The 16,012-nt window shown below is 62.1% G+C and carries 13 protein-coding genes and 2 pseudogenes; 8 read left to right on the top strand and 7 right to left on the bottom strand.

Annotated features, from left to right (window positions below; all coding sequences use genetic code 11):
- Nucleotides 1–42: 42 nt before the first annotated feature.
- Nucleotides 43–1,854, bottom strand: coding sequence for a bifunctional diguanylate cyclase/phosphodiesterase (locus H2O14_RS07335; protein WP_182827125.1), 1,812 nt, complete (start codon nt 1,852–1,854; stop codon nt 43–45).
- Between the two features lie 258 nt (nt 1,855–2,112).
- Between H2O14_RS07335 and betC the strand changes: the two are divergent.
- The 4 genes and pseudogenes from betC (at nt 2,113) to betA (ending at nt 7,748) form a co-directional block, all read left to right on the top strand.
- Nucleotides 2,113–3,641: pseudogene (gene betC, locus H2O14_RS07330) on the top strand (choline-sulfatase).
- A 281-nt stretch (nt 3,642–3,922) separates the two neighbouring features.
- Entirely contained in the window at nt 3,923–4,183 is a 261-nt protein-coding gene (locus H2O14_RS07325; protein WP_182827124.1) for a DUF1344 domain-containing protein, read from the top strand.
- Between the two features lie 261 nt (nt 4,184–4,444).
- The gene (gene betB / locus H2O14_RS07320) at nt 4,445–5,908 is read left to right on the top strand and encodes a betaine-aldehyde dehydrogenase (RefSeq protein ID WP_182827123.1); all 1,464 of its coding nucleotides are present in this window, start codon (nt 4,445–4,447) and stop codon (nt 5,906–5,908) included.
- A gap of 190 nt (nt 5,909–6,098) precedes the next feature.
- The gene (betA, locus tag H2O14_RS07315; RefSeq protein WP_182827122.1) at nt 6,099–7,748 is read left to right on the top strand and encodes a choline dehydrogenase; all 1,650 of its coding nucleotides are present in this window, start codon (nt 6,099–6,101) and stop codon (nt 7,746–7,748) included.
- Between the two features lie 36 nt (nt 7,749–7,784).
- On the opposite strand, the gene H2O14_RS07310 is transcribed toward betA, so the two are convergent.
- Nucleotides 7,785–8,915, bottom strand: coding sequence for an alpha/beta hydrolase (locus H2O14_RS07310; RefSeq protein WP_182827121.1), 1,131 nt, complete (start codon nt 8,913–8,915; stop codon nt 7,785–7,787).
- Nucleotides 8,912–9,118, bottom strand: a complete 207-nt coding sequence (locus H2O14_RS07305; protein WP_182827120.1) for a hypothetical protein — start codon at nt 9,116–9,118, stop codon at nt 8,912–8,914. The genes H2O14_RS07310 and H2O14_RS07305 overlap by 4 nt, the downstream gene beginning before the upstream one ends.
- Here H2O14_RS07305 and H2O14_RS07300 point away from each other — a divergent pair.
- Nucleotides 9,111–9,466 (top strand): annotated as a pseudogene (locus H2O14_RS07300) (DUF4406 domain-containing protein). The gene H2O14_RS07305 and the pseudogene H2O14_RS07300 sit on opposite strands and share 8 nt — an antisense overlap.
- Nucleotides 9,467–9,600: 134 nt before the next feature.
- Nucleotides 9,601–9,945 carry a RidA family protein gene (locus H2O14_RS07295; RefSeq protein ID WP_182827119.1) on the top strand — a complete coding sequence of 115 codons (345 nt, stop codon included), beginning with the start codon at nt 9,601–9,603 and terminating at the stop codon, nt 9,943–9,945.
- 99 nt (nt 9,946–10,044) lie between these two features.
- On the opposite strand, the gene H2O14_RS07290 is transcribed toward H2O14_RS07295, so the two are convergent.
- Complete coding sequence (locus H2O14_RS07290; RefSeq protein ID WP_182827118.1) at nt 10,045–10,701, bottom strand: glutathione S-transferase family protein; 657 nt, start codon at nt 10,699–10,701, stop codon at nt 10,045–10,047.
- Between the two features lie 134 nt (nt 10,702–10,835).
- Nucleotides 10,836–11,606: a carbonic anhydrase gene (locus tag H2O14_RS07285; RefSeq protein WP_182827117.1), complete on the bottom strand. Its 771-nt coding sequence runs from the start codon at nt 11,604–11,606 to the stop codon at nt 10,836–10,838.
- 400 nt (nt 11,607–12,006) lie between these two features.
- Here H2O14_RS07285 and H2O14_RS07280 point away from each other — a divergent pair, with 400 nt between their 5' ends.
- Together H2O14_RS07280 and H2O14_RS07275 are read left to right on the top strand one after the other, a co-directional pair.
- Entirely contained in the window at nt 12,007–13,140 is a 1,134-nt protein-coding gene (locus H2O14_RS07280; protein WP_182827116.1) for a site-specific DNA-methyltransferase, read from the top strand.
- Nucleotides 13,141–13,318: 178 nt separating this feature from the next.
- Nucleotides 13,319–14,227 (top strand): hypothetical protein, encoded by a 909-nt coding sequence (locus tag H2O14_RS07275; protein WP_182827115.1) that lies wholly within the window; start codon nt 13,319–13,321, stop codon nt 14,225–14,227.
- A 10-nt stretch (nt 14,228–14,237) separates the two neighbouring features.
- Here H2O14_RS07275 and H2O14_RS07270 read toward each other — a convergent pair whose 3' ends face one another.
- Both H2O14_RS07270 and H2O14_RS07265 read right to left on the bottom strand, forming a co-directional pair.
- Nucleotides 14,238–14,813 carry a hypothetical protein gene (locus H2O14_RS07270; RefSeq protein ID WP_182827114.1) on the bottom strand — a complete coding sequence of 192 codons (576 nt, stop codon included), beginning with the start codon at nt 14,811–14,813 and terminating at the stop codon, nt 14,238–14,240.
- Nucleotides 14,794–15,999, bottom strand: a complete 1,206-nt coding sequence (locus tag H2O14_RS07265; RefSeq protein ID WP_182827113.1) for a hypothetical protein — start codon at nt 15,997–15,999, stop codon at nt 14,794–14,796. Before H2O14_RS07265 ends, H2O14_RS07270 begins: the two co-directional genes overlap by 20 nt.
- Nucleotides 16,000–16,012: the final 13 nt, after the last annotated feature.

The following is a 16,012-nucleotide window of genomic DNA, read 5'->3' as shown; positions in this document are numbered from 1 at the left end:
TCGGCGAGTGTTACCGGAGAACGCCTGTTGGGGAAAGTCGGTTCACGCCCGCTCGATTTCGCCGAGGCGAGCGATGCACAGTCCGGTGTCGCTGATCTTGGCGCCCGCCTTGACATGGGCGATCTCGGCGCTGATCCGGTCGATGTCGCTGATCACGGCGCCTTCGGGGATTTCCAAGACGCCGATCGAGCAACGCATCAGCCCGATCTTGCGCTCGACGCCCTGGCGATCGTGGCCCATGATGTAACCCCGGCCGCGCTCTTCCTCCGAATAGAGATCGGCGACTTCCGAGGCGAAGTCGTTCAGCAGACGGCCGAGCGGGTGGATCATCTCTTCTTCGGTGTAGCCGGTGAGCCCGATGAAGAAGTCGTCGCCGCCGACATGGCCGATGAACTCGCTCTCGTGAAAGAAGTAGCGGCGCATCAGCGCGGCGAACAACGAGATCGCGTGGTCGCCGGCATGGAAGCCGTAACGATCGTTGAACGGCTTGAAATTGTCGAAGTCGCAATAGCAGTAATAGCGCCGCTCGTCGCCGTCCTTGGAGGTGTGGCGCAGGAAATCGAGAATGGCGAGATTGCCGGGCAGGCCGGTGAGCGGGTTCTGGTCCTGCGCGGTCTTGAGCTGCTTCTCGTTGAGAATCTTGATCAGCGACGCCGCCGAGATTGCCCCGGAATAACGCATGTTCTCGGTCAGCAGCACGCAGTGGCAGCCTTCCATATTGGCGAAGGCGGTGACCAGATCGTCGGTGCCGGAATCGAGACTGACGATCGGCGCAGCTTTGGCGAAATAGGAGATCGAACGCAGATAGTCGCGGTTCTTGAGCAGGTCGCGACCGAAGGGATGGTAGATATACTCCTTCAATTCCTTTTCCTGGATGATGCCGCGCGGCTCGTTGTTGACGTTCAACACAGGAAAATAGCTCTGGTCCGGATTTTGCCGGAACATTTCGAAAACCGTTTCGACCGAGTCGTTTTCATAGACGCTCGGAATGGCTTCGACCTGCTTGCGGATCAGCAATTCGTCGAGCGAACGGCCGGCGGCGCGATTTTTCGATTTGTCGCGCAGATGCGGATAGTTGCGCTTCTGGTCGTCCACGTTCACCGAGGGACGCGCGATGTAATAGCCCTGCACCATATCCACCCCGAATTCCCGGCAGGAAAGAAACTCTTCCTCGGTCTCGACCCCCTCGGCGATGACCCTGATGCCGAGCGTGTGGGCCATGCCGACGATGTTGCGCACCAGATGCTGCTTCTTTGCGCTGTCGCCGATATCGCGGATGAAATATTGGTCGATCTTCAGGTAGTCGATCGGATAATCGGCGAGCAGTTTATATTCGCCGCGGCCGACGCCGAAGTCGTCGATCGCGACCTTGAAGCCGGAGCGCCGCAGCCGCGCCATCAACGGCCCGAATTCCGGCGATGTCGTATTGTCGAAGCGTTCGGAGAGTTCGAAGCAGATCGACGAGGGCGGCACCATATGCGTCTTCAAATGACGGACCAGCGCGTCCAGCATCGGCGCGCTCTCGGCGATCAGCCGGAAATCGAGATTGATGAACAGCGTCGAGGAGCGGAAATCGGGCAAAGTTGAGAATTTCGCCAGAGCGCGTCCCGCCATCATCTGGTCGAGCGCGCTCAATTGCCCGATCTCGGCCATGCGATCGATGAGGTCGAGGGGCGAGGAAAAGCCCATCTGATCATGGCCGCGCATCAGGGATTCATAGCCGAAGACGGCGCCGGTGGCGGTTTCGACAACGGGCTGGAAAGCCGGGTCGAGCACGAGTTTCGCAATGGATAACAGTTTTTCGCCCGCATAGGTATGCGGAAACGCGGAAATTTCTTTGGTCAAGGCGGCCATGCGCGGCTCCAGCAATTGAAGTCGTGCACAAGCTGTATGAAATTATTGAATATTTCCTTTGTGAAGCGTGATAGTTTTATGACTGTCGTGAATGATTGATCGCGCATGAAAGCCTTGGTTGCCGACAGGGAAGCTCGCCCCCGTCAGCGGCGTGCATCTGTCGCAACCGGAACAGAAAACGCGGCTCCTGCGCCGCTTGCGCGGGGAGCTTGGCCTTAACTTCCGTCATCGCCTGAATTCAACGCCCAAGAGGGGTCCATGTCCGCCAAGAAGCCCAATATCCTCATCATCATGGTCGACCAGCTGAACGGGACGTTCTTTCCCGACGGCCCGGCGGACTTCCTGCATGCGCCCAACCTCAAGGCGCTCGCCGCCCGCTCGGCCCGCTTCGTCAACAACTATACGTCGTCGCCGCTCTGCGCGCCGGCCCGCGCCTCGTTCATGGCCGGCCAGCTGCCGCGCCGCACCCGCGTCTATGACAACGCCGCCGAATATGTCTCCTCCATTCCCACCTTCGCCCATCACCTTCGCCGCGCCGGCTATTACACCTGTCTGTCGGGCAAGATGCATTTCGTCGGCCCCGACCAGTTGCATGGCTTCGAAGAGCGCCTGACCACCGACATCTATCCCGCCGATTTCGGCTGGACGCCGGATTACCGCAAGCCGGGCGAACGCATCGACTGGTGGTATCACAATCTCGGCTCGGTCACGGCGCAGGCGTCGCCGAAATCACCAACCAGATGGAGTATGACGACGAAGTCGCCTTCTTCGCCAATCAGAAGATCTATCAGCTGGCGCGCGAGAATGACGACGCCGACCGCCGTCCCTGGTGCATCACGGCATCCTTCACCCATCCGCACGACCCCTATGTCGCGCGCCGCAAGTTCTGGGATCTCTACGAGGACTGCGCGCATCTGACGCCGGAGGTCGCGCCCATCCCGTTCGATGAGCAGGACCCGCATTCCCAGCGCATCATGATGTCCTGCGACTACACCAATTTCGACCTGACCGAGGACAATGTCCGCCGTTCCCGCCGGGCCTATTTCGCCAACATTTCCTATCTCGACGAAAAGGTCGGGGAACTGATCGACACGCTGACCCGCACCCGCCAGCTCGACGACACGATGATCCTGTTCTGCTCTGATCACGGCGACATGCTGGGCGAGCGCGGATTGTGGTTCAAGATGAACTTCTTCGAAGGCTCGGCCCGCGTGCCCTTGATGATCGCCGGCCCCGGCGTGTCTCCCGGCCGCCACGACGCGCCTGTCTCAAACCTCGACGTGACGCCGACGATCGCCGATCTCGCCGGTCTGTCCATCGACGAAATCCTGCCTTGGACCGATGGCGAAAGCCTCGTCCCCGTGATCAACGGCGCGCCGCGCATTTCGCCCGTGCTGATGGAATACGCCGCCGAGGCGTCCTATTCGCCGCTGGTCGGCATTCGCGAAGGCAAGTGGAAGTTCATACACTGCGCTCTCGATCCCGATCAGCTCTATGATCTCGACGCCGATCCCAGGGAGCTGCGCAACCTCGCCGCCGATCCTGTCTACGCCGACGTCGTCGCCGATTTCCGCGCCCGGATCGCAGCCCGATGGGACATCGACGCCTTCGACAAGGAAGTCCGTGAAAGCCAGGCGCGGCGTTGGGTGGTCTATGAAGCGTTGCGCAACGGCGCCTATTATCCCTGGGATCACCAGCCGCTGCAGAAGGCGTCGGAGCGCTATATGCGCAACCACATGAACCTCGACAATCTCGAAGGCGACAAGCGCTACCCGCGCGGCGAATAACAAAACCAAAGGCGGCTGCTTTGGCGCAGCCGCCTCCGATCCTGGCGAAATCAGGGCCTTTTCCTAACCGGCCGAATTAAATTCGCGACAAGGTTCGACCACAACCATTTCCTTGAATTAATTTGAGTTTCGCCGGAATGCGACTATCAATTGGCCTCGCGGATCGGGAATTTGCCGGCGCTTCACTACAACGGGAAGCGCGACGCGACAAATCCGGACGATCCGTAGGTAAGTCGGGCATGCAAAGAGTGAACATGCCCGTTTTACATGGAGGTTATACAATGCGTATTCTCTTCGCTTCCGCTCTCGTTGCTTCTTCGCTGGCCATGGCGCCGCTCGCCTTCGCAGCAAGTGAAATGGTGACCGGCACGGTCAAGGCCATCAACAGTTCGCATCATCAGCTGACGCTCGCCAATGGCGACACTTTCATGCTTCCGAAGAATTTCGACGCCAAGGACATCAAGGCCGGCGCCAAGGTGAAGGTCGCCTACCAGAAAACCGGCAAGAAGCTCGAAGCGGAGAAGGTCACGGTCGTCAACTGATCGCTGCCGCTCTCGGCCGGCGCGCACCGCCCCCTCTCCAGCCGCGCCGGCCGATCGGTTTGTGACTGTTTTCAAGGCTCATCTGGCGTCCGCCCCATCGGACGCCTTTTTGCTTTCGGCGCCGCACGGCGTTCCTGCGAAGTGGAAATGTCGCAATCGGGATAAAAATAGGATGCGCCAGCAAGGTCGCTTTGTCGCAGGCCCGTTATATGCTTGTGTAATTACAGCATGTCCGGGGCTCCTGCCGGCAAGGGGAAAATCATGCGCGCACAACCACCCGCCAGCCATTTCATCGACGGCGAATATATCGAAGATACGGCCGGCGCGGCCTTTGATTGCTTGTATCCGGCCACCGGCGAAGTCATCGCCCGGCTGCATGCCGCCACCCCCGCCATCATCGAGCGCGCCGTCGCCTCGGCCAAGGCGGCCCAGGTCGAATGGGCCAAGATGAGCCCCACCGCGCGCGGCCGCATCCTCAAGCGCGCAGCCGAGATCATGCGCGCCAAGAACCGCGAGCTTTCCGAGCTGGAAACGCTCGACACCGGCAAGCCGATCCAGGAAACCATCGTCGCCGATCCCACTTCGGGCGCTGACGCCTTCGAATTCTTCGGCGGCGCCGCCGCCGTGGCGCTGAATGGCGAACATATCCCGCTCGGCGGCGATTGGGCCTACACCAAGCGCATTCCGCTCGGCGTCTGCGTCGGCATCGGCGCCTGGAACTATCCCCAGCAGATCGCTTGCTGGAAAGGCGCGCCGGCGCTGATCTGCGGCAACGCCATGGTGTTCAAGCCGTCTGAAAACACGCCGCTTGGCGCGCTGAAGATCGCCGAAATCCTCATCGAAGCCGGCCTGCCCAAGGGCCTCTACAATGTCATCCAGGGCGATCGCGCCACCGGCCCGCAGCTGGTCAATCATCCCGATGTCGCCAAGGTCTCGCTGACCGGTTCGGTACCGACAGGCCGCAAAGTGGCCGAAGCCGCCGCCGGCCATCTCAAGCACGTCACCATGGAATTGGGCGGCAAGTCGCCGCTGATCGTGTTCGACGACGCCGATCTCGATTCCGCCATCTCCGGCGCCATGCTCGCCAATTTCTATTCGACCGGCCAGGTCTGCTCCAACGGCACCCGCGTCTTCGTGCACAAGGGCGTCAAGGACGAGTTCCTCGCCCGCCTCAAGGCGCGCACCGAAGCCATCGTCATCGGCGAGCCGATGGACGAGGCGACCCAGATGGGCCCGGTGATCAACCGCGCCCAGCAGGAAAAGATCCTGTCCTATATCGACAAGGGCAAGGCCGAGGGCGCCCGCCTCGTCACCGGCGGCGCCATTCCCAACGCCGTGCCGGCCGAAGGCTGCTATATCCAGCCGACCGTGTTTGCCGATGTCACCGACGACATGACCATTGCCCGCGAAGAAATCTTCGGCCCGGTGATGTGCGTGCTCGATTTCGAGGGTGAGGACGATGTCGTGGCCCGCGCCAACGCTTCCGAATTCGGTCTCGCCGGCGGCGTCTTCACGAAGGACATCGCCCGCGCCCACCGCATGGCCGAACAGATCGAAGCCGGCACGTTCTGGATCAACACCTACAATCTCTGCCCGGTGGAAATCCCCTTCGGCGGCGTCAAGCAATCCGGCTTCGGCCGCGAAAACTCGCTAGCCGCCTTCAACCACTATTCCGAATTGAAGACGGTCTATGTGGCGATGGGACCGTGCGAGGCGCCGTACTAAGAGGACCCCGCCCTAAACCCCTCCTAACAATGGGAGGGGCTTAAACTGCCGCGCCGCCTCGGTCCAAATGCAAGGGCGCGCCAGATGCGATGAGGATGGATGGCGTGGGGACGCCGCCACACGTTAAACCCTCCCCCTTGTGGGGAGGGTTGGGAGGGGTTCTTTAAAAACAAACGAACAGGGGACACGCATGCAAGCTGATTTCGTCATCATCGGTTCCGGCTCGGCCGGCTCGGCGCTCACGGCGCGTCTTTCCGAAGACGGCAAGAACAGCGTCATCGTGCTGGAATTCGGCGGCACCGACGCCGGCCCGTTTATCCAGATGCCGGCGGCGCTCGCCTGGCCGCTCAACATGAAGCAGTATAACTGGGGCTATCTCTCCGAGCCGGAGCCCAACCTCAACAATCGCCGCATCACCGCGCCCCGAGGCAAGGTCATCGGCGGCTCCTCCTCGATCAACGGCATGGTCTATGTCCGGGGCCATTCGGAGGATTTCAATCGCTGGGAAGCCCTCGGCGCGCGCGGCTGGGCCTATGCCGATGTGCTGCCCTATTTCAAGCGCCAGGAAAATTCCCATGGCGGCGAAGAGGGCTGGCGCGGAACCGATGGTCCCCTGCATGTCCGTCGCGGCGGCTCGCCCAACCCGCTCTACAAGGCCTTTATCGACGCCGGCCGCCAGGCCGGGTTCGAGGTGACCGAGGATTATAACGGCCACAAGCAGGAAGGCTTCGGCGAGATGGAGCAGACGAGCTGGCAGGGCCGCCGCTGGTCCGCCGCTACCGCCTATCTGAAGCCGGCGCTGAAACGGCCGAATGTCGAGCTGGTGCGCTGTCTCGCCCGCAAGGTTGTGATCGAGAACGGTCGCGCCGTGGGCGTCGAGATCGAGCGCAACGGCCAGATCGAGGTGATCAAGGCCAATCGCGAGGTCATCGTCTCGGCCTCCTCCTTCAATTCGCCGAAACTCTTGATGCTGTCGGGCGTCGGTCCGGCCGAGCATCTGCGCCAACTCGGCGTCGAGGTGAAGGTGGATCGTCCGGGCGTCGGCCAGAACCTGCAGGACCATATGGAGTTCTACTTCCAGCAGGAGTGCACGGAGCCGGTGTCGCTCTATAGCTGGCTGCCCTGGTACATGCAGGGCCTCGCCGGCGCGCAATGGCTGTTCTTCAAGAAGGGCCTGGGCACATCCAACCAGTTCGAATCCTGCGCCTTCGTCCGCTCGGCCCCGGGCGTCAAGCAGCCGGATATCCAGTATCATTTCCTGCCGGTGGCGGTGCGCTACGACGGCAAGTCGGCGGCGAAAACCCACAGCTTCCAGGCCCATGTCGGCTACAACCTGTCGAAATCGCGCGGCGCCGTCACGCTGCGCTCTTCCGATCCCAAGGCCGATCCGCTCATCCGGTTCAACTATATGAGCCATGAGGAAGACTGGATCAAATTCCGCCATTGCGTGCGCCTGACGCGCGAGATCTTCGGCCAACAGGCCTTCGATCGCTATCGCGGCCGCGAAATCCAGCCGGGCGCCGCCGTGCAAAGCGACGCCGAGATCGACGACTTCCTGCGCGAACATCTCGAAAGCGCCTATCACCCCTGCGGCACCTGCAAGATGGGCGACAGGAACGATCCCATGGCCGTGGTCGATCCCGAGACCCGCGTCATCGGCGTCGACGGCCTGCGCGTGGCCGACTCCTCGATCTTCCCGCACATCACCTATGGCAATCTCAACGGCCCCTCGATCATGACCGGCGAAAAAGCCGCCGACCATATTCTGGGCAAACAGCCGCTGGCCCGGTCGAACCAGGAGCCCTGGGTCAATCCGCGCTGGGAGACGAGCGATCGGTAGGCAGCGTTTTCATCGCTGACGGAAATTGGCAGGCCTTTACTGGCTCAACACGCCCGACACGATGCGGAACGGGCTCGACACGGTGTCCGCGGCCGCGTTGAACACGAAGGCGCCCGCGTCTTTGAGGCCGGCCTTCCTGTCGTCGCGCAGAGCAGGCGCCAGCACTGCGACGTCGGCGAAGCGGTTGTGATTGGTGGAATCGAGCGGCTTCACGCTGGAAATATCGATGAACTGGATGCCGACGCTCCGGGCGGCGGCGATCACATCAGGGTCTTTCACGTCGAGCGCGCCGACGCGCTGGCTGCTGGCGGAAAGGAATTTCGACACTTCTAGCGCCCGATCGTCCGGGGCGACCAGAATGGTGATCGGCAGTTTCATCCGGCCGATCACCTGCATCTGCGTCCGGAACACGTCGGCGTCGATGTCGGGGGCGGCCAGCACCACTTTCAGCTTGTCGAGCACGTCGTCGCGCTTGGCGAGGCGCAACTGCCTCAGCGCCTCCACCGTCAGCCATGACCCCATCGAATGGGCGAACACATAGACCTCGCCGGTCTTGCGCCGCTTGGTCGCCTCGGTGAGGAACTGAGCCAGATAGTCGCGCGAATAGGTCGCGCTTTCCTTGTCGGCGACATAGCCGGCCAGTTCCGCCTGCGACGGCCAGGAGAACACCACCTTGGCCCCGGGGATGTTGGCGTCATGCGCCATCTGCGCCATGCGGAACAGCGCCTCCTGATAGCTGTTGTTGTAGCCGTGCACGAAAATGCCGATATCGCGGCTTTTCGGGTCGGCATGATCGATCGCGTCGATGAAGTCTCTCTGGTCGAGCCGTTTCTGGCCCACCACGGCGAAAGTCTTTTTCGGATCGGCCTTCGCGCCCGGCCATTCCACCTCGGAATTCCTGTGATTGGGCGGAATCGACACGGTGAACTCGGCATAGGAGGCGTCGCGGGCCTTGGAATTGTCGAACATATTGGCGTCCGGCTTGGTGCGGCCGCGTGTGGTCATCGCGAAGACCTGCTCCGTGGCGAGCTTGGGGATGCCGCGCGTGTCCACATTCGCCAGCGTTTCCGGCGAGGGGCGCGATCCGCAGCCCGTGAGCGCGAACGCCGTGAGCGTGAGGGCGAGGACGGCTTTCGGGAGATCGGGCCGGAAATAGCGCGTCGTCATGTCGGTCTCGCATGTGGTGGCGTTTCCACTCTCCATAACAGCGCGTCTTTGCCCGCGCCAGTCAAACTTGCCCCGCGCCGTTGGTCGTCGCCGATCGGCTCGCCAAGGATTTGCATCGCGCTTGACATTGCATGAAAATAAACGATATTGCACGAAATCGCATGAGTGACGACGGAAACAATGAAAGGAAATCCCATGCTCATTCTCATCGCCGGCCCCTATCGCTCCGGAACCGATGACGATCCACAGAAAATGGCGGACAATCTGAAAACGCTCGAAGCGCCGTCCTATGCGCTGTTCAAGGCCGGCCATGTGCCGATGATCGGCGAATGGGTGGCGCTGCCGGTCTGGGCGGCGGCGGGCGGCGGGGTGGTGGGCGATGATCTGTACGAGGAGATTTTCCATCCGGTCGCCCACCGGCTGCTGGCGCTGTGCGAGGGCGTGCTGCGGCTGCCGGGCGCGTCCAAGGGGCGGACAACGACGTGCGCATCGCCCGCGAGCGCGGCATTCCCGTCTGGTTCGATCTCAACGACGTTCCGGGCGTCGCCTGAGCGCCGAGTGGGGGAAATCGCAGCGGCCAAGCGCCTATTTCCACGAAAACGCTTGCCCCTTCCGTCCAAATCTCTACGAAAACACCCGGCTCATTCGTCTGGATGTTTGCCGAGATATTTTGAAGGAGACCCCGATGATCAAGCGTTATCAGCCCGGCCCGCGCATGAGCGCCGCCGTCGCCCACAATGGCGTCCTCTATGTCGCCGGCCAGGTGGCCGACGATGAAAAGGGCTCGATCGAACAGCAGACCAAGGAAGTGCTGGCGGCCATCGACGCCATCCTCGCCGAAGCCGGCACGGAGAAGGCCAAGATCCTGTCGATCAACGTCTATCTCGCCTCGATCGGCGATTTCGCCGCCATGAACGGCGTCTACGACCAGTGGGTCGATAAGGCCAACCCGCCGGCCCGCGCCACGGTCGAGGCCCGTCTGGCGACCCCGAACTACAAGGTCGAGATGACGGCGATCGTCGCTCTCTGAGCCTGGAACGCAAACGGCCGCGGGCATGGCGCCGCGCGGCCGTTATCTGAAAGCGGGCAGGGGGCGGACCGGCCGAGCGCGCTCAGCAATGGTGAGGGCTCACCCTTCGGCCTTGCGCCGCGCCATCATTTCGCGGAAGGCCGGTCGCTCGTGGCAGCGCGCCACCCAGGCGAGGATCGCGGGATAATTGGCCATGAAATCCGTCTCGCTGAGCGCGTAGCGGATGATCTCCACGACATTGAGATCGGCGACTGTGAAACGGCCGCCCGTCAGATAGTCGTTCTCGCCGAGATGATCGTTCAGCCGCGTCAGCGGACGTTTCAGCATCCGCCGCGCCACCGAGATAGTTTCCCGTCCGCCCTCGGTCGCTTCCAGCCCGTCGTCATAGGCGAATACGATTTTCACCGTATGCGGTTCGACTTCGGTCGCAGCCCAAAATGTCCACGCCAGAACCTCGCCCTCTTCGCGCAGCGTATCCGCGGCAATCGGGCCGCCATGCTTGCGGGCGAGATAGAGGGTGATGGCGAGGGATTCGTCGATCACCAGCCCGTCATCGGCGATCGCCGGGATATGGCCGTTGGGGTTGATCGCCAGGAATTCCGCCGCATGGGTATGGATGGGCGCGTCGGGCGCGACCGGTTGCGGCAAGCGCCGTGTCTGGATCACCGGCACGCTCTCGAAGTCGAGCCCGAGTTCGAGCGCGGTCCAGTAGACGCGCGATGCGCGGGATTGATAGACGCCGTAGATCGTCAGCATGCGGATTCCTTCGATTGATGCGCCATCGAACACGACGAGCCGCCGCGCGTCCAATGAAAATCGTCAAAGTCCGCCATCAGCGCCGTTGATCGAAGGCGCTGATGGCGCAGTCTGCGGCTGCGCCGGAGGAGTGCTCAGGCCATGTCCAGAAAATCGACCTTGCCGCTTTCGATGTCGTAGACCGCCGAGACGATCTTCACCTTGCCTTCGTTCGCCAGATGGGCGACGATATGGCTCTCCTCGGTGATGCGATGGGCGCCGCTGATGGCGTTGTTGGCCACGGTTTCCGCCACGAAATCAGGCGATTTGAACAATGTTTTGAGCGCCACCGGCAGGATCGGCTGCACCATCTTGCCGATCGATCCTTCGAGCTGGACTCCCTTCTGCACCACGTCGCAGGCCGCGGCGACCGCGCCGCATTTCTTGTGGCCCATCACCACGATCAGCGGCGCGTGCAGATGTTCGGCGCCATATTCGATCGTGCCGAGCGCGGACGTGTCCAGCACGTTTCCGGCGTTGCGGATCACGAAGAGTTCGCCCAGCGTCACGCCGCCGAACACCAGTTCCGGCGTCACGCGGCTGTCCGAACAGGTGAGGATGATCGCCCAGGGGTGTTGGCCGGCCGCCAGCTCCTTGCGACGCCCGGCGAGATCGGCCGCGCAGGCGTTGGCGTCATTCATGAAGCGCGCATTGCCGTCCTTCAGCCGTTTCAGCGCCTCCTCCGGCGAAAGCGCTGGCGCAGCGTCCGCCTGATGCGCATCCGCCGGTTTTTCCTCATGCTGGACCGCGTGCTTGGTTTCCGAGGCCGAAGCCATCGACGGCATGCCGGCGGCCGCCAGTCCGAGGCCCGCGAGTTTGATCATGGTGCGGCGGTTGAGCCGCTTCGGCAGACAATCCAGGCACATGCGTTTTTCCCCCGAAACCGATGGCGAGCGCCGTCGCGAGCCCCTGCGACGATCGCGAGACGATGATTGCGCATACTAGTTCTGATTGTTTAACGAAGGGCGAAACCGATCGCCCAAAATAAGTCTATTTGCCGAGAAGGGTTGGATCTTGCTGTGGCTCGATATCGGACGGTGTGGCGGCGCCGGTCCGAGTGCAGTCGATCCGACAAATTCGACGCTACGGTCGCAAGAGGCTGCAAACGCAAGCGATCGACCGGGTCCACAGAGCAGGGCAGGCGGCGGCGACCGGCGCCACGATGAAAAATCTCCAATTTTCCGCAAGGGTTTCAGCATTTGGTAACCAAACTCGGTAACCATAACGCTCAGTAAATGCGTAACGCGTATTGGTGAGTTTGAAAAAATGGCATCTGTCCTGTCGCTCAGGGAAGCCCGTTCGGGCGTCCAGTCGAATTCCTGGCTCAATTCCATCATCAAGGGCGATTGCGTGGCCGCGCTCGAGGCGCTGCCGGATAAATCCGTCGACGTGATTTTCGCCGATCCGCCCTACAACCTCCAGCTCGGCGGCGCGCTGCATCGTCCCGACCAGAGCCTGGTCGACGCCTGCGACGACGAGTGGGACCAGTTCGCCTCCTTCGAGGCTTACGACGCCTTCACCCGCGCATGGCTGCTGGCATGCCGGCGCGTGCTCAAGCCGCATGGCACGATCTGGGTGATCGGCTCCTACCACAACATCTTCCGCGTCGGCGCGACGTTGCAGGACATGAATTTCTGGATCCTCAACGACATCGTCTGGCGCAAGACCAATCCGATGCCGAATTTCAAGGGCCGCCGGTTCCAGAACGCCCATGAGACGATGATCTGGGCCTCGCGCGACCAGAACGCCAAGAGCTACACCTTCAATTACGACGCCATGAAGGCTGCCAATGACGATGTGCAGATGCGCTCGGACTGGCTGTTTCCGATCTGCTCGGGCGGCGAGCGCCTGAAGGGCGACGACGGCAAGAAGGTGCATCCGACCCAGAAGCCGGAAGCGCTGCTCGCCCGTGTGATCATGGCGTCCACCAAGCCCGGCGACGTGATCCTCGATCCCTTCTTCGGCTCGGGCACCACAGGCGCAGTCGCCAAGCGTCTGGGCCGTAACTTCGTCGGCATCGAGCGCGAGCAGGATTACATCGACGCCGCGTCCGCCCGCATCGCCGCCGTCCAGCCGCTCGGCTCGGCCGAACTGACGGTCATGACCGGCAAGAAGCAGGAGCCGCGCGTCGCCTTCAACACGCTGGTCGAAAGCGGCCTCATCAAGCCCGGCGCGGTGCTCACCGACGCCAAGCGTCGCCACGCGGCCATCGTCCGCGCCGACGGGACGCTCGCCTCGGGCGGCGAAGCAGGATCCATCCACCGCCTGGGCGCCAAGGTCCAAGGATTGGATGCGTGCAACGGATGGACGTTCTGGCATTTCGAGGAGGGCTCCACCCTGCGCCCGATCGATGATCTCCGGGCCGTCGTCCGCAAAGGAATGGGAGACGCGGCCGGCTGACCTCCAGCAGCCGACCGCGCCCCCATCTTCTCCCCTCAAAGTTGCTGGCGGACGCGCAAGCGCCCGCCTTCAGATTTATTGAAACAGAACAGAATTTTTCTTAATGTGTCCCCGTTATGATCACGAGCCATGTGGCTCTTGATCATCCGCCTATGGCGGGAAAACCGGGGTCGTCGCCGTGCATAAGATCGCGTCCGCGCATGAGGCGGATTTCGCCAAGAACAGCCTGTTTTCCAGCCTGGCCAGCCATCCCGGGCTCATCGACGCATTGCGGGCGCAAGCCGGCAAGCTGCTCGCCACGGCCGAGGCCCATCCGCGCGCGGCATCGATCATGGCCACGCATCAGCGCTATCTGATGGCGCATCTCGCTCTGTCGATGTATGTGAAGTCGGGCCGCACCGGCATCCATGTCGCCGCTTTCCTCGATGCGGTCGAACACTATGGCATCGTCTCGCGCAACACCGCCGACGCCTTTCTCAAGGAGATGGAGCATTACCGCATCATCGAGCGCAAGGTATCGCCCACCGACAAGCGCTTGAAGCCTGTCGTCGTGACCCAGGAGACGCTCGATCTCGCCTGCCACTGGCACGCCGTGCATCTGGAAACGCTGGACGCGCTCGACGGCGGCGAACGCGCCGCCCGCTTCCGCGCCGATCCTCGTCTGTTCGACGAAGTGCAGCCGTTGGTCTGCGAAACGCTCATGAAATCCATTTCGATCAGCCAGTCCGCGCCGACCTTCTCGCTGTTCGTCTGGATCGACGACGGCAGCGTCATTCTCGATCGCATCTTCTCGGAAATCGTCGCGCCGGATGCGAGCGATCCGCGCTGGCGCACCCGCGGCGGTCACTCCATCGCGGGCCTCGCCAAGCTCGCCGGTCTCTCCGTCACCCATCTCAGCCGGAAATTCGCGCAGGCCATGCGCATGGACAGCATCGGCTGGACCGGTCGCCCGGGCCGCTCGCCGCTCTGGATCTCGCAGAATTTCTTCGATGAATATCTCACCTATCAGGTCGCCAAGCTGATGATGCTGGAAGCGGCGCTGAACCGCTCGATCCACAGCGCCGGCATCCTGCATCCCCTGAAATAGTCCTCGTCTATCAGAGAAGGCTGCTGGTATGGGTGTCGTGCAGCACGTCGTCGACATGGATGCGCCCATGCGCGATGCGGACGATGGCCGGCTCTCCATCTGCTTTGCGACCGAAGGTGCGGAAGGTGAATTCCGGCTTTTCATTCACGTCGGCGGTGATGTCTGCGAGGATTTCCGCCGCGATCGCTTCCCCGAGCATCAAGCTGCGGGCATTGTCCGTTCTCCAGTGAACGCCGCCCATGCTGCGGCCCATCGCGACATTTTCGGCCAGCTTGTTGAGCTCGCCCTCGATCGTCAGTTCGTTGAACACCGATTTGGCCAATGGGATGCGCCCCCAATCCCCGTTCTCCGCCGTGCCGGTGACATAGCCTTTGATGGGATCCGGCTTGCCATAAGGCCGGATGGTTTCGCCGCCGGGCTCCAGGCGCTCGAACAGAGTGTTGAAAGGCGTGGGCACGACGGTCCTGTCCGCGGTCTTGGAAAAAGTCTTGAAATATGCCTTCAGGATCGTCACGCAGGCGCCAGCCACCGTGGCGTGGCCGGCCCCATAGGCCGGATGGGTCGGACTACCCGGCGTGAACGCCATCGGAAGAAGCAGCGATTTGTGCCTCTCCAGGATCATCTTTGCGGCGCAGGTTTCGGACAGGAAAGACGGCAGTCCGTAGTTTCGCTTGACGCCCCCACGCCGACCGTCTGGACATGCGCCAATCCGCCATAGGCCTCCGGCCGAAGCCGTAGATGCACCTGCCATTTCTGGTTCCAGACGATCTTGAGGGCGCGCGTCGCCACTTCCGAGACCAGAGCGAGAATATGCGGTCCACCCAGCACGCGAAACCGGCTTCGCGACCTTTCAACGGACCGACGTCGGAATAGGGGTTGCCGTCCGTCCACTTCGCCTTGCCGGACAGCAGGATCAGGGTGGCGTTGAAATAGGCCTGATGCAGCGCGTCCTTGTTCACGAATCTCGCCAGATCCCGCATCGTGCTGATATAGCGGGCTCCGGCGGGATCGTAGAAACTGTCGTCGTGTTCGTTGGCGGCGGGATAGGCTTGGTCGTGCCGATCCTTGCCGCTGTTCTGCGCGCACAGCCAGTCGTCGAAATCGGTCAGAAAATCGCAATTGCCCGCATAGGGCCGCTGTCTCTGGTCGATCGTCTGCGTGCCGAACGCCGCCGGTCGAACGAAGAACTGGCTGACCAACGGACCGGTGTGATCGCCCGGCAGTCCCAGTCGAAAGAGTGTTGCGGATGTGAAGGGGATGAAAGTCGACCCGTGTCCCGGAAGATCCACGCCGGGTGTCAATCGTCCGGCTTCTTTGTCATGGGATAAGGCGTCTTCAAAGACCTGATTTAGCTCCTCGGCGGCTTCGGCCACTTCTCCATGCGCGTCCAACTCATTGAGTGGAATGTCGCGTAGCAACGCCATCCAATAAAGTTCGACCATTTCCGCGGCTGTCGAGAGCGAATTGACCGAGGGGGCCGGCGGCATCGAATAGCCGGCGGGATGGTGTGTCAGTCGGTCTGCTGCAAGTCCGGCCTGTGGATTGGTGAATGCGGCGCTGCCTTTGCCGGGCTGACGCTCCGGGCCGGAAGGGACGTCTTGGAAGCCATGCCCGTCGCCGCGGGTGGCGGCCACGAATTTCAGAAATTGCGCGGTGTCGACCTCGCCATACTCATTGTGGTTCAAGCTCTTGGTAAAGCTTCCGACGCCCACTGCGAATGTGTGCGCCGCAACTTCCCATGTCTTGTCGGTGTCGCCGTTGGTCATGCGCATGTAATCTCTCCCA

It is taken from the genome of Rhizobium sp. G21, from assembly GCF_014158035.1.
GTDB lineage: Bacteria > Pseudomonadota > Alphaproteobacteria > Rhizobiales > Rhizobiaceae > Rhizobium_E.
This window is presented reverse-complemented; position numbering and strand designations above follow the sequence as displayed.